The organism is Phycisphaerae bacterium, from assembly GCA_035384605.1.
GTDB lineage: Bacteria > Planctomycetota > Phycisphaerae > UBA1845 > PWPN01 > JAUCQB01.
Map to the genome: position 1 here is coordinate 91291 of DAOOIV010000003.1, position 15402 is coordinate 106692.

Annotated in this window: 7 protein-coding genes; 6 read left to right on the forward strand and 1 reads right to left on the reverse strand. The window is 62.0% G+C overall.

Annotated elements, in window-relative coordinates:
* Positions 1 to 50: 50 nt before the first annotated feature.
* Positions 51 to 230, reverse strand: a complete 180-nt coding sequence (locus PLL20_01580) for a hypothetical protein (protein HPD28656.1) — start codon at positions 228 to 230, stop codon at positions 51 to 53.
* A gap of 751 nt (positions 231 to 981) precedes the next feature.
* On the opposite strand from PLL20_01580, the gene PLL20_01585 reads away from it, so the two are divergent.
* The 6 genes from PLL20_01585 (at position 982) to PLL20_01610 (ending at position 15375) form a co-directional block, all read left to right on the forward strand.
* Positions 982 to 1866: a prepilin-type N-terminal cleavage/methylation domain-containing protein gene (locus PLL20_01585; GenBank protein ID HPD28657.1), complete on the forward strand. Its 885-nt coding sequence runs from the start codon at positions 982 to 984 to the stop codon at positions 1864 to 1866.
* 331 nt (positions 1867 to 2197) lie between these two features.
* Positions 2198 to 5863, forward strand: coding sequence for an SUMF1/EgtB/PvdO family nonheme iron enzyme (locus tag PLL20_01590; GenBank protein HPD28658.1), 3666 nt, complete (start codon positions 2198 to 2200; stop codon positions 5861 to 5863).
* Positions 5864 to 5890: 27 nt separating this feature from the next.
* Positions 5891 to 9214 carry a hypothetical protein gene (locus tag PLL20_01595; protein HPD28659.1) on the forward strand — a complete coding sequence of 1108 codons (3324 nt, stop codon included), beginning with the start codon at positions 5891 to 5893 and terminating at the stop codon, positions 9212 to 9214.
* Between the two features lie 512 nt (positions 9215 to 9726).
* The gene (locus tag PLL20_01600) at positions 9727 to 11463 is read left to right on the forward strand and encodes a hypothetical protein (protein HPD28660.1); all 1737 of its coding nucleotides are present in this window, start codon (positions 9727 to 9729) and stop codon (positions 11461 to 11463) included.
* A 28-nt stretch (positions 11464 to 11491) separates the two neighbouring features.
* A complete protein-coding gene (locus PLL20_01605; GenBank protein ID HPD28661.1) occupies positions 11492 to 13417 on the forward strand; it encodes a carboxypeptidase-like regulatory domain-containing protein in 1926 nt (641 codons plus the stop codon).
* A gap of 17 nt (positions 13418 to 13434) precedes the next feature.
* Positions 13435 to 15375: a carboxypeptidase-like regulatory domain-containing protein gene (locus tag PLL20_01610; GenBank protein HPD28662.1), complete on the forward strand. Its 1941-nt coding sequence runs from the start codon at positions 13435 to 13437 to the stop codon at positions 15373 to 15375.
* The last annotated feature ends 27 nt before the right edge of the window (positions 15376 to 15402 follow it).

Here is a 15402-nt window from a genome sequence, read left to right on the forward strand (position 1 = left end):
CCTCGCTTGCGAAGGAATCCTGCAGCAGGCTGGCCGCGACGTTGGACTGATTAAGCGGCGGATTCCACAACCAGAAGGATCGTCTTGAAGATATCGCCGACAAGGCTGTCCGCGCGCTCGCGGCCGGCAAAGTCGCCGCGATGGAGATGGTCCGAGTACGTTTGCCGCCGGCCACGCTCAGGACGATGAGAATCCGTCGTTTCCTCCGCCGAGATAGGCGAGTTCATCATAAAGAACTGGACGCCTATAAACGTCCCCTCCCCGAAGCGGCTGGGTAGCTTGCCGCCATGGCTCGGGCAGCACGGGGATTCGTCTGGGGTCCGGGCGTCGATCAACGTGAGAACGCGGTCGTGCGGAGCCACGACACAACGGCCGTCACGCGACAGGAGCACGCCGGATGGGCATGCGGTGGCTCTTGCCGTCTTTCGGCAGGTGTGACGTATCTTCCTTTGGGCCAAGCACTTGCGTGCCACGGGTCGCTGCGGCAGTACCCCCCCCGGCCGGACGGCCGGAGGATGATAATGAGACCTTGATTGGCCACCGCGGCCTCAGCGGCGAGCACGACCGGCTGGACAACGCGAAGGACTCGGAACGGACGCATGGTCAGAGTGCCTGACAGCCAGTTAAGTGAGGAAAAAGGCTTACCGACGGCGTGAGAACCCCTTGGTTCACCGTCAAGTCCTGGCACCGCCTTGTGGGGACGCCGGGCGCGGCTTATGAGGTCGCCCCGCATTCCATACGCACAGTGATATCCTGCGCGTCGCAATCCGTATTGTCCAAGTCGCAATATCGATATAGATTCTGCCCGCCCTTCTCCTTGCCGATCAGTATAATGATAACAGAGGGCGACGGCCGCGATGGTGATAACGGCCGTGTTGACCTCGGTGACCGCAGTGCTTTACGGTTGCGGCGGCGTCGGGGAGCGGTCCCGGCATCGACGCTGCGGCGCCTCGCAGATGCCCCAAGGCAAGGAGCATGCTCATGACCCACAGGAATGAACCAACTCGCGTGGTCCGCTCGGTCTCCACGGGTTTCACGCTAATAGAGGTTCTTGTAGTTGTAGCCATCATTGCTTTGCTCATCGCCATTCTGCTGCCATCGCTCAGCAGAGCTCGCGAACATGCAAGACGAATACAATGCGCGTCCAATGCGCGTCAGATTGCCATCGCCTGCACTTTCCAGTCCGAGGATACCCCCGCGAAGGTCTACGCCTCCACCGCCTCGACGGGAAGCGACAGCCTGAATCACATCTTTCCGAAGTACTTGAAAGGTGTCCAGACGGCTTTGTGCCCTGGCACAAGAAACGTCGTTCGCGAGAATCGTCGGTCTTTCAACACCTTTTACGATCGGATCATTCTTGACGACCTGGAACACTCCGCCGCCAACGCCGCCGACGATACGGGTGGACACAGCTATGAGATCTGGGGCTGGTTCGACGGTCCCAGCATCTACCTCGATCGAACCAAGATCGACGGCAGATCGGAAAGCGTCGGCCAGCAGTTGTGTTTGCCTCGGAAACCGGCCGTCGAGCCCTTGTACAGTCAGAGAACCGGCTGTTTGGTCAAGAAGCAGAGCACGATCAAACGCCCGCATACATGTCTGCTGGTTCTCGACAGCGACCAGGGCGGCAGCGGCCAACCAGGAGACGAGAATAACAACTATCCCGATCCGGCCAACAATCACGGAAAAGACGGTCTCAACGTTTCGTTCGTCGACGGCCACACGCAGTTTGTGCGACCGAGTCAGGTGACGAGCATCTACCTGCAAAGCTATAACGACCCGCCGTATGATAACTGGCGGACCATCGCTCCGTGGTTGAGGGAGACGCAGCAGAACGGCTACACCGTCTGGACGCGCGTTGAGTAGGACCCCACACTAAAGAAAACATGCCCCACACGCCTTGGAGAGAAGGCAAGAGCAGAGAAAGAGGACGGCCTCGCCCGGAGACCTTCGCCGGACAGGTCATTGGTCTTGCCCGTACGTTCTCGCCTGAACGACGACAATGACGGTTCCGCTGTCAGTGCCGGCTCCTCCGGAAACCGCGATTCCCATATCCCCGTGTCGTTTGGCCTTCCCCGCGACGACGGCGACGCTTATCACGCCGGATCGGGCGGGTTCTGAGAATGCATGCCGGTTGCCGGTGGTCACCTTATAATCTGGAGAGTTGCGCTCCCTGCCACCGTCCGGAGAGAAACCGATGAGTGCTCGTGAGATCCAGATGTCGGCTTTGACGCTGGTGTTCTTGCAGGCGGCAATTGCTCCGGCAGCGGAAAAGAATCTGCCCCCCACGATCACCGGCAAAGACGGTTCGGTCATGCTCGTGGTGCCCGCCGGACCGTTCATCATGGGCTCGGCCGAGGTTTGGGATGAGACTCCGCCTCACCAAGTTGATCTGGCCGCTTTCTATGTCGACAGGACCGAGGTAACCGTCGCCCAGTATGCCCGGTTCGTGAAGGAAACCGGCATCACGCCGCCGCCCGACTGGATCAATGGAATTCCGCCGGCGGGGCGAGACAACATGCCGATCACTAACATCACCTGGTTTGATGCCATGCGTTACGCCGTTTGGGCGGGCAAACGCCTCCCGACCGAGGCCGAATGGGAAAAGGCGGCGCGCGGGACCGACGGCCGGCGATTCCCCTGGGGTAACGTTGACGACGAAACGCTACGCAACCTCGGCAGTGACCGAATTGCCTCAACCTCCCGTGAGGCGACCGGTGGAACCGGACCGCCGAAAGGAGCATCTCCATACGGCTGTCTGGACATGTCCGGAAACGCCTGGGAGTGGACGGCCGACTGGTACGACGGCTACCCGGGCACCTCGGCAAGGTCTTTGCACTTCGGCAGGCAGTACAAAGTCATGAGAGGCGGCGGCGGGATCTACTTCTATGGGACCGCCAACGCCGGCACCTGCACCCAGCGAGCCCGCCTGGTTCCCTACGGGGCCCACGATTCGCTTGGATTTCGTTGTGTGTTGGATGCCGATCCGGCCAAACGGCCTTACGATCCGCAGGTGGTGCTGAAGGAAGCCGAGGAGCGCCTCAAAACCATCCGGAACCGGCCGGCAAAGCTCTCCTATGAGATCGAGTTCGAGAGAATGAAGCAGGCCGCCAGAGTACCTGTCACCGTCGTCGGGCGTTCGGGACAGAGAGGGCATGTCCGTGCCGGCTTTCCGCTTCCCAAGGGCGCGGTCAGGAAGGAGACCGATATTCAAGTCTTTGGCCCGGTTGGAAATAACATCGCCTCCATGGCGACCGCTCTGTCGAAGTGGGAAGATGACTCCATCCGATGGGCCCTGCTCGATTTCACCGGTGAGGCCGGGCAGGTGTTCGAGATCGATATCAGCGGGCGTCCGGGCGGCTCGAACGCCGAACACGAATCGGTGCAAATCAATGCCGCCGGCAAAGCCGCCGCGATGCGCACCGACAAGATCACCGTTGCTGCGTCGCCCGAAGGGCTGATCGACCAGATCCGGCTGAGGGAGAGCGATGTCGTTCTCGGCAAGCTGACAATGGAAATGCAGGTAACGCTTGAGGGCGAGGCAACCACCCTGTCGGCCATGCCCGCACAGCAGATCGAGGTCGAAGAAGCCCGCGCGCTGCATGGCTGCCTGCGCATGCAAGGCTTCTTCGGCACGGCGGACGGCCGGCAAACAGCGATGAAATACGATCTTCGCGCACAAGCCGCTGCCGGGTCGCACCGCCTCACGCTCATGCTCACCATTACTCATTGGGCCGATCGCAAGAAATCGCAGAATCGCGATGATCCGTACGGCGATCCGGACCCGGCCATCAATGTGGCCGACCTGTCCGTGCGGTTCGCGTTGGCCGGTAATCCTGCCCTTGTCGCGCTTGGCACCGATGGGGGAATGCTTGCCGCCGATGGGACGGTGGAATTGCAGCAACCGGATGACCTGCGCTATGTGATCAGGCAGACGGGCAAGCCCGACACGAACGGCACACGAGCCCCCGGCTGGACGGCGGTGAAGCAGGGTGACACCTGGTGTGTGCTCGGAGTACGCCATTTCTGGCAGAACTGTCCCAAGGCGCTGTTCGTCACGCCTGAGGCGATCGGCGCGAGACTCTACACCGGCAGCCGGCCCTTCAACTGGGAAGCGGGACTCGCCAAGACCCACGAGATCATTCTCGACTTCCCTCTGGCAAAAGACGATTCCGCCCCGCCCAACGTGGTCCTGGACCCCTTGAGGATGACCATGCCGCCGATGTGGGCGTGTGGCACGAAAGCATTCGGTGCCGTCTTGCCGCGCAGCACGGAAGCCTTGCAGAGCTTCCCTTATTGGGAGTGCTGGCGCGAGGCGGACATGCGCGACTACGTCAACCGGATGCCTTTCGGCATGCGCGATTTCGGCGACGGCTACATGGGTGGCCCGTACAAAGGTAAGAACGCTTATCAGAACCTCGAATATGACGTGCCGTACAACTACCTGCTCGAATTCCTGCGGACCGGTGATCCCTGGTACCTCGACGCCGCCGAGCCCATGGCCCGCCACCAGACGGACGTGGACGTGAACAACTTCAACGGCATGGTATGGAAACACAGCCCGTTGCACACCGCCACCGAGGCCGATTTGGGACACGTCTTTCTACGGGGCGTGCTGCTTCACTACTTGTTGACCGGCGAGACGCGGCAACTCGAAATGGCCCGCAAGGTCGGTGATTTCGTCGCCGCCATGCTCACGCGCGAAAGCGGCTCCGTGGTCGGCAACGAACGGCAGATCGGCTGGTCGCTGTATCTGCTCACCGGCATGTACGAGGTCACTCGCGACGAGAAATACCTCAAGGCCTGTGAATCCCTCTGCAACAGCCTGCTCGCAGGTCAGGCTGCGACGGGCAAGTTTGCCATCCGATGGGACAACCGCATCGCCTTCTTCAACGGAATCGCCATGAACGGCATGCTCTCGGTGCAGGAGAACAACGGAGACGACAAGCTCGCCGACGGCATCCTCCGGGTCGCCGATCGGACGCTCGGGTTCTATCCCGAGTACGCCTGCCGAACGCTCAACGCGTTCTCGTGGGCCTTGCAGCAAACCGAAGATCCGCGATACCTGGATGCCCTCGAGCGATGCTGGCAAAGCAGCATCGAGTTCCTCCACGATCGCAACGTGGCTTCGGAGGCCACACACATGTGGCGATTCCCGCGATTCGCCGCCCGCTACGGGCTGTTCCGCATGTTCGATGAAGCAACGGTGTTGCCGGAGCCCTCGTCGTGGAAGGCCACGCGGTTCAAAGCGCCCGACGTTGAGGTTTTCCTGCACGTGAGTGACCGGCCCGCGCCGATCCTGGTCATTCGGGAAGGCCTGGCCGAGGGCAGGATCACGCTGTTCGACGTTGCGGGCAATACTTTGCGGCAGGTATTACTCAAGGACGCCGGCAACTATTTCGAGCCTGCGGTCCTGAACCTGCCGGGCAACAGGGGCCTTTTCCGAATGCGTCTGACCGGCGGTGATGCCTTCGGCTGGCAGGTGCATCGCGACCGCGCCGCCCGGATGACCGTTGTCGATGTTGCAGGCCGGCACATGCCGCAGATGCTCCCCCGCGCAGTCGGGTTCGTGCGTGAGGGAGCCAAGGAAGTGAAAATCAGGTTTGAAGCCATGGGCGAGGGTTTCCACACGGCGACGCTATACAACCCCGCTGGCCGGCCGGTCGCGACCGTTCGGCACTTCATTGACTTCCAGGACCCCGGCCGCTACGAACTGGAGCTGAAGACCGTCGCTTCCGGAGACACGCGGGGATGGGCCCTTGAAGTCTGTAATCTCAAGGTGCTGAGCATCGACGGATTGCTGCCGTATTGGGCCGACGACGAGGTCGAACTCTTCAACCCCGAACGCTTTGGTATGCACTGAGAGATTCATTCCGGCAAGGGAGGCATCATGGTGAGGATGGCGCCCCTTCATCGGTTCGCAGTCCTGGTCGTCCTCGTTTCGCCTCTTGCTGCGGGCGCAACGGTCGGTCCTGAACAAGCCGTTGTCGGCGAACCCGTCGACCTGGCTCGCTTTGCGACTAGGCTCACCGACGACCACGGCATCGGTGTCGAATGGGACAATCCTCGCGAAGTGTCCGAGATCGCCCTCAGTGGAGTCGATGATTCGCTGCTCGGGTCCCTGTGCGTCGAGTGGTGGGGAAGCGTCTGGCCGGGCAACGGCACGGGCGGGTGGATGCGTCTCGATGATCCGTTCAATGGCCGCTGGGTGAGGGTCAAGGCGACCGTCGAGAAGGATCCCCGCCGTGGTCTCGTGTTCAGGTTGCCACCACTTGTCAAAGAAGAATGGGACCAGGAGCCGAATCCGGCATGGAAGGAACCCCCGGCCTATCGGCGAACGCTCAAGGTTCGGGTCGTGGCCGAAGGGAGAGGCCTGCCGTCCGACGCCGTTCTCTCCGCCTATGGGCAGTCGCGGTGGAGAGAAGCTCAGTTCGACATCGAGAGCCGGCACGCAACGGACGCCATCATCACCCGACAGCTCGACGTCATCAACGGCGTGGTGCTCGAAATGAAAAGCCTGGCACCGCCGCGGTCCGCCGAGATCGAAGGACGGAAATGGACTGCGCAAAAGGAGGCCGGTGGCTCGTCGGGAGTACGCGTGCGCCTGCGATATACCGATAACCGCGACCCGAACTCCAATGATCTGACCCGGGTGACGGTGAGATTCGGCAGCGACACTTGGTCGACCGGCTTTTCCTTTGTGCCGCAAGATGTGCTTGCGGATGGGGCGATGCGGCTGCCGGATTTCGGCACATTGGTGACTTCGTCCTCAAGCGGCCTGACGCTGGCCAACGATCCCGGTCCACCCACCGGCAACTGGCGACGTCCGGTGCGGCAGCGACTGACCGAGAAACCCGAGATGACCCGCGAAATGGCTATGGCGGGCATACCGCGGCTCAAGCCCGCTCCATGGGTTCCGCTGGGCGTGCCGTCCGCCCGGCAGGAATTCTTCGTTTCACCGGCCGGCGACTGGTCCATCTGGGCAATGAGCCTGAACAACGACAACGGCCGCGACGCCAAACGTTGGAGCTTCCAGAGCGATTTCGGCACCCAACGACTTCAGCAGCGACTCGATTACCTCCTCGACACGCGCGAGCAGCCCGCTTTTGACGGCCGCGATCGCGAAGGATGCATTCGCCGCCTCGAACAAGGACATCTGCCGCTCATTCACGCCGAGTGGTATACCGGACCGATGCAGTTTCGGCATTCGTTGGTAACGACCACTCTGCTCGGCGACTACGGCGACGATGTGACCCGCAAGGGGGACGAGACCGTAGTGTTGCTCGGCCGCCTGGCGGTCACCAATACCGACGGCCAAACGCGGACCGCGACGCTCAACCTGCGAGTCCACGACAAGTCGCCGATCAGCTTGGATCCCGACGGGGTGATGAGGATCGAGCGTCCGAGCAACCGGCCGGTACCCGAAGGGCTGACCGCTCTGCGCGGCGTGATTTCCAACGACAAGCCGTCCGGCGGCGGCATTACAGGCTGGACGGTCCAGCGAGGTGACGAGCCCGAGGATCATCCAATATTGCGTTGGCAGGCCGAACTGCGGCCCGGCGAGACGCGCCTCATGTACTTCAAGACGCCGTTTGTCGAGCTGCTCGAACCGCAGGAGCTGACTCGTATTCGCGAGATCAGTTACGAAGTCGAGGCGCCGGCGATCATGAAATACTGGCAGACCCGTCTCGGACGCGGCATGACCCTCGATGTCCCCGACACCGCCATCATGGACTTCTACCGGGCCAACCTCTGGCACAACATCATCACCACCGACCGCGATCCGGAGACCGGCTTGTATAACCAGGGCGTGGGCACCGTCGGATACCGTGTCTTTGCCAACGAGACGGTCATGATCGCCCGGTCGATGGATATGCGCGGCGAGCACGTCGAGGCGGAGCGATTCATCGAACCGATGCTCAGGTTTCAGGGACACGAACCCCTCAAGGGGCGATTCTCGACCAAGGACGGGGTGTTCCACAGTGCCGGGGCCTATACACACGGCGAGTACGCTATGAACCACGGGTTCACCATGTGGGGCATCGCCGACCACTACCTCATGACCCGCGATCGCCGATATCTTGATCGCGTCGCGCCTCAACTCATCAAGGGGTGCGATTTCCTGATCAATGAGCGCAAGAGCACTATGGGCAAGCAAGGCTCTCCCCGGCCTTCGATACATGGCATGGCGCCGGCTTGCTCGCTCGAAGACGTCGTTGAGTACCAGTACTGGTTCGCGACCAACGCCTACTTCCACCTCGGGATGAAGCGCGTCGCACAGGCGCTGGCGGACGCAGGCCATCCTGAGGCAGAGCGTATCGCCGTCGAGGCCGAAGAATACCGCAACGACCTCGAGCGCAACATGCGCGAGGCCACCACCCGAGCGGCAGCAGTGCGGTTGCGCGACGGACACTTCATTCCCTACACGCCTTCACGGGTCTTCCACTGGCGGCATCTGACCGAAGGCTGGATACGTGAGGCCCTGTACCCCGCGATACACCTGGCCACCGCCGAAGTCGTCTCCCCGAACGACCCCCTGATCACCTGGATGCTGGACGATTTGGAGGACAACATCTACTTCTCCTGGCAATCCGGCTTCAACATTGGGGATTTCGAGCAGACCTGGTTCGAACACGGCGGCGTGACCCTTCAACCCTGCCTGGTGGACTCGGCAACCGTCTACATGGCCCGCGACGAGATCCCGGCCGCCCTGCGAGCGTTCTGGAACACGTATGCACTGAGCATCTTTCCCGATGTCAACTGTTTCAGCGAATGGGCAAAGGCGCTGGGCAAGCCCGGCGGGCCGCTTTACAAGACTTCCGACGAGTCGCGCTTCATCATGTGGCTACGACAGCTCATGATCTGGGAGGACGGCGATCGCCTGTGGTACGGGCGAGCCGTTCCCAAACAGTGGCTTGAGAATCAAAAGGATATTCGGATCGAGCGCGCTCCGACGATCTTCGGTACGGCCGGTTTGGTCATTCACTCAGAGTCCGATAGCGGACGAATCACCGCGACGATCCGGATCCCGACGCGAACGCCTCCCAAGGAAGTATGGCTGCGACTCCGTCACCCGGCCGACCTCAAGCCGACCGAGGTTTTTGTCAACGACCGGCCGATTGCCCCCGGTAACCTGCTGGGCCAGGATATCCGTCTTGTGCCCGGCATCGAAGACCTATCCACGCCTGTTGAGGTTACCGCCGTGTTCAGGTGAGTAGAAAGTCGCCGGCGGCTCGCCCCTTGACCGGCGACTACCGCCTGTCTCATTGATGCCGGCGTGATACCGCCCTGACGGCTTTTGATCCCCGCTTGGAAGCTGCAACGCGAGCTGGGACGGCCCGTTCTCGCGTCTCCCCCGCCCTGCCGGGTGATCACATCCTCTACCTACCCCCCGCAACCACATCCCGCCCAAAGACGCCCAAAGGCTTGCTAAAATGTTTTAGCGAAGATATCCTGGAGTAGAGTCGTGGTCTTCGGGTCGCGCTGACCGGAGGGCAAAGCGTTGCTTGGTCCTTTTAGTCTTTTCCGTCGCGACTGGTGCGCGTTTTGCGCGCATGTTTCTGGACCGCGGTGCGCTTGGGTTGCGGCCCGCAAAAAGGCGGTCCGCCTTAGGACGTTCAAGCTGAGAGCTCCTATTCCTATCGCTGACCGCCGCGCGAACGGCGGATCAGGTCGCAGTATGCCGGGCGAATGGCGGCACCTCGCAGATGCTGCGATTCGCACGGCATGCCCGAGGGGCAACCGCCGATGCATCTGCTGAGGACTGTCTCTGGTATCCTGGGAATTGGTTTGCTTCTGCCCGCCGCGGCGCATGCTTGGACGCCGGAATACTCCATCCACCCGGGTATTACCTGGCCCGGCGGCAAGCCGAGCATGGGGATGGACGCGTCGGGGCGCATCCACCTCGTGTACTCGCCGACCGTGCCACCGGCGACCGCGGGTCACATCTACTATCGTTTCCTGAACGGCACGACTTGGACGACGCCACAGGATCTGCCCGGCCCAGACCGCAAGGAGCCCGAATCGGATATGTGCGTCAGCCCTGACGGGCACGTGTATGTCGTGGGAATCGCCCGCGTGGATAACACCACCGCCACGCCTTACACCGTCTACTTCTGGGAGTTCGACGGCACGACCTGGGCCGGCCCGACGATGCTCAGCAGCGGCCAAGGTAACGACGGCAACAACTGCACGAGTCCATGTATCGCCCGCGACCGCAACGGCGATTTGCACGTCGTGTGGAGCCAGGACGGCCTCACCGGCGGCGAGGCCGATATCATGTATCGCAAACGTCAGGCGGGCGTTTGGCAACCGATTCAGAATATCACCCGCAACAATGCCGGTACTTCCTACGGCTCATGCGATCCGGACATTGCGGTCGACGCCGATGGCAACACCGTCCATGTCGTCTGGCACGACGATTTCCTGAACAACGGCTTCCAGGCGTATTACACGAAGAACACCAACCTCGGCGACCCGGCGGCGTGGCTGCCATCAATCGAGTGGTACCAGCTCTCGACGGGCAACTACGGCAAGGCGCCCAAGATCTTCCTCGACCACAATGATCTGCCGAACGTGTTCTGGCAGGACCGCTTCGGCGGCTCGGAGAATCGACAGGGATACTCTCGCTGGACGGGCAGTACCTGGACCGCGCCGGCCAACTGGGGTATCGACTTCGTGCAGGATGCGATATTCGACGCGTCCAACACCATGCACGCCGTCTACGCACAAGCAAGCGGCTCAACGGAGATCTATTACCGCCAGTATCAATACAGCGGGGCCACGTACTCGGAGATGATCTCCACGGGTCCGAATACGTTGAAGGCCTACACGGCGGGCATCGTGATGGACCTGGCCGGCAAGCTCCACGTCGTGTGGTGCGAGCGCAAGAGCGTCGATGGTAATGAGCAGCGGTATGTCTTCTATTCCACGACTGCGGTCCTGGGCTCGCCGGATCCGGTTTCGTCGTTCACCGCCCAGTCGCTCGACGGCGCGGTTGCCCTGTCATGGACAAACCCCGGCAGCATGAGCTATCGAGGTACGACCGTCTGGTCCAATCCAGACGGTTATCCGGCCAGTCCGGAAGATGGAGTGCTTGTATGCGACCGCCCGGCCGCGATCGGCAGCAGTGACAGCTTTGCTCACACGGGCCTGACCAATGGTCAGCGGATGTACTATGCCGCGTTCACCTACAACGCCAACCGCGAGTACTCGGTTGGAGTGAACCTGGCGGCAATGGCTTTGAGCCCGGTGGATTTCGACCGTGACGGCGACATCGACCAGGAGGACTTCGGACTGTTCCAGACGTGCCTCAGCGGCGCGTTTGTGCCGCCGACAGAGCCTGCCTGCCAGACCATGAATCTCGACGGTGACCTGGACGTGGACGCGGACGATCTGTCGTTGTTCCTCGGCTGCATGGCCGGTACCGGCCTGCCACCAGCGGTGAATTGCACGAACCAGTGATCGCGAACAGCGGGACGGGAAGAGAAAAATGAGACGCATCAGATCAACAACGGCCGTCGCCGGCCTCTGGCTGCTGTGCAGCGCAGGATCACTCTGCGCCTGGACAACGCCCGGCCCGGTGGTTTCAACGTCCGAAGACAGCCTCGACCCGCGAATGACGGTCGACTCGAACGGCCGTTGCCACGTTGTCTGGCGCGAGCGAACCGGCGGCTCTCTCTTCCGCATCTGGTACACCAACAATACGGCCGGCCCCTTCGCCGGCCCAACGGAGATCTCGCAGACCGGTCCGGCCCAGAGCTATTCGCCGGTTGTCGCCGCCGACGGGGCGGACCTGCACACTGCCTGGATCTGCGATCCGGACGGGACCAACATCGAGATCTGGTATCGCAAGATGACCGCCGACGTGTGGGGTCCGATCCTCAACGCCAGCAATACGCCGATCAAATCTCTGCGCCCGGCGATCGCGGCCCGCAACGGCATCGGCCCGGTGGTGGCGTGGGATGAGGCCATCTACGCCGATGACAACTACGACACATACTTTGCCGACTGGAACGGCTCGGGATTCAACCCCGCGATCAACATCTCCAATACCCCCGGCGGCGCGGTGTACGGATCGGTCAACGTCAACATCGCCGTGGCACCGAACGGCGACGTGACTGCGGTGTGGGCGGATCGCATCAGCGGCAGTTACCACGTGAACGCACGTCGGCGGGTCGGGGGCGTATGGCAGCCTCGGCAGGAGATCTCCACACTCCAAACAGGTCCGGCTACGCCCGGCATTGCGGTAAGCGGTGACAACCGGGTACACGTCGTCTATGAGGCCGAAGGCGCGATCCGTTACCAGGTCTGGAACGGCTCGGCCTGGACTGCTCCGGCAACTCTGCCCGGCGGCTTGAACAGCGGCATCCGCCCGAAGATCGCCGTTGATTCAGCAGGCATCGCTCACGTGGCGGCCGACGCCTTCACCGACGCACAGAACAACCGCGACATCTTCTACACCAGCAACGAAAGCGGATCGTGGGGCAACTGGAGCAACATCTCCAACACGGCAGGAACCGCATCGTTGAACGCCGACATCGGCTATGCGGCCGGCCTGATCACCGTGACCTGGCAGGAGAACAGCAACGGAGCGGGCGGGACGGACGTCTACAATACTTGGTTCAGCACGCAGCCTCGGCCGTTGCCGGGGCCCACGGGCCAGATCACCGGGACGGTTCGAGACAGTTTCGGACATTTGCTGTCGGGAGCCGCTGTGTCGGCGGCCGGATACTACTACGTTGCCATCACTGCCGCCGACGGCTCATACGTCATTCCCACCGTACCGGTCGGGACCTACAACGTCACCGCATCGAAGCCCTGGCACACCAGTCAGACCCTCAGCGGCATCAGCGTAACAGCCGGCTCAACAGCAATCGCGGACTTCTCATTGGTTCCGACGCCGCCGGAGCCGGTGACCAGCTTCACCGCGACCGCGGGAAATACATTGAACACCCTGAGCTGGGTCAATCCTGCCGCAGGCAACTTCGCGGGCACGATGATCCGCTTCTCGACAACCGCATACCCCGCCGCGCCCGATGACGGAAGTCTGCTGATCGACCGCCCGGCCATGCCCGGGACCACCGACACATACCCGCACACCGGACTTACCAACGGCGTGACCTACTACTATACGGCGTTCGCACACTCCGACACGTATGTGTACTCGCCTGGGGCCACCGCTGCGGGGCGCCCGTTTGGACCGGCCGATTTCGATCGCGACGGCGACGTCGACCAGCAAGACTTTGGCCATTTCCAGCAATGCTTCAGCGGCGCGTTTGTGCCTCAGCCGGACCTGAATTGCGCAGACTGCCTGTTTGATGCGGATGACGACGTGGATGTCGATGACTTCAACATGTTCATGGGCTGTTTCAGCGGGCCGGGTGTTGCGGCCGACCCGTATTGCATGGTCCCTTGAGGAGCAAAGGAATTCTGATGATGACAAGAGTCTATGCGACGCGACCGGCAGGACCGATCTCGGTACTGTGCATGGCTCTTCTGACTGCTGCGACCGAGGCCCAGTGGTCCAACGCCCAGTTGTTTAACTTGCCGGGCGAGGCGGGGTTGGACGTCAAGACCGCCAAGATCGCGGCGGCTCGCAGCGGCGGTTTTCACGGAATCTACCATGTCAACAACCGGATCCGCTATCGCCGCTACAGCGGAGGCACGCTGACCAGCCCGATCGACGTCTTTCCGGGGACACACTTCATGGCTAACGGGGCGATCGCCGAGGCACTGAACGGCGACATCCACGTTGTGTTCGAGGACTGGGCCTGGGGCGAGAAAAACGACAAACCCGAGGTCCGCTGGTACAAATCATCAAACGGGGGAGCATCGTTCCCCTTCACCCAGGTGCTGTCGGCCACGGGCGGCTGCGCCAAACACCCGCACATCACCGCGTTCGGCACGGGAACCAGCGCCGAAGTGATCATGAGCTACTTCCGCTCGGGCTCGACCGGCGGCTGCGATAAATCGCTCTATTTCGCCCGCTACAACGGATCGACATGGACGGCCGAAGCGGACATCGGATCGCACAGTAATTCCGAATATGACTGCTTCGGCATGGCCCGGTCACCCCTCGACGGCTCGGTCTACCGCTCGTACGACCCGAACGGCAGCAGTATGGCCATGCGGCGATACAGCGGCTCCTGGGGACCACAGATCAACCTGAACAGCGGTGCGTGGCCGGTCCGCCAGCACATGGCCATCAGCGCGACGGGGCAAGTCATGCTGCTGTGGGATCAGGACGAGAGGATCAAGTCGCAGCTCTATACGCCGGCAGTCGGGCCCGGACCGGTCATCGATGTGAGCGCGGGCGGATACGCGGGGTCGTGCGACGTCTGCTGGGTGCCCGGGACGAACGACTTCTACATGGTTGTGGCCCGACCGACGGGCGGAGGTGGGTTCCACGTCTACGGCCGACGATGGACCGCGGGAGCGTGGTCGGGCGAGGAATCGGTCATGAACGGCCAGACGGACGCGTTCACGGTCACCCCGGTGGTCGCGGCGGACGACACCGGCGCGCTTTACTGTATTTGGGAGTACTGGGGTAGCGACAAGCCTCAACAATGGTATGCGGTCAAGCCGTCTTCGCTGCCGCCGGGACCCAAGGGAACAATCAGCGGGTTCGTTCGTGACAACCTCGGGGCTGGCCTGCCGAACGCCACAGTGATCGTCGCCGGTGTTCCCAGTGCGGTCTCCCAGTCGAACGGTGCCTATACGCTGCTCGTGCCCGTTGGCACACACAGCGCCCAGGCATCGAAGACCTTCTACACGACCCAGACAGTGAGCAACGTGACCGTGCTCGAAAACCAGACGACTACCGTCGACTTCATGCTTCTTACCCAGCCGCCGACGCCGGTTGCCTCGCTGACGGTGACACCGGGCAACGCTCAGAACCAATTGAACTGGACCAACTCCACCAGCGTCAACTGCAACGGCGTGGTGATTCGCTACAGCACGACAGGGCACCCCGCGGGGCCTGCCGACGGACAACTGCTGCTCGACAGGAGCGCGTCGCCGGGCGCTACCGACTCGTTCCTTCACACGGGCCTGGTGAACGGTACACGGGTTTACTACTCGGCGTTCGCCTACTTCCAGGATGCGAGCCGTTTCTACTCGACCACGGCCACGACCGCTTCAGGTTCACCGTACGGCGTCGCGGACTTCGATCGCGACGGAGACGTGGACCAGGCCGACTTCGGATACTTCCAGGAATGCTTCAGCGGGGCCTTTGTTCCTCAGAACGATCCAAAATGCCAGGGCGCCAAACTCGATCCCTATGACGACGATGTGGACATGGACGACTTCGCGATATTCCTGCAATGCTTCGCCGGTCCGAAGATACCGACGGATCCGGATTGCGCTAACCCGTGACGACAGGCACCAATCGCGACCGGCTTT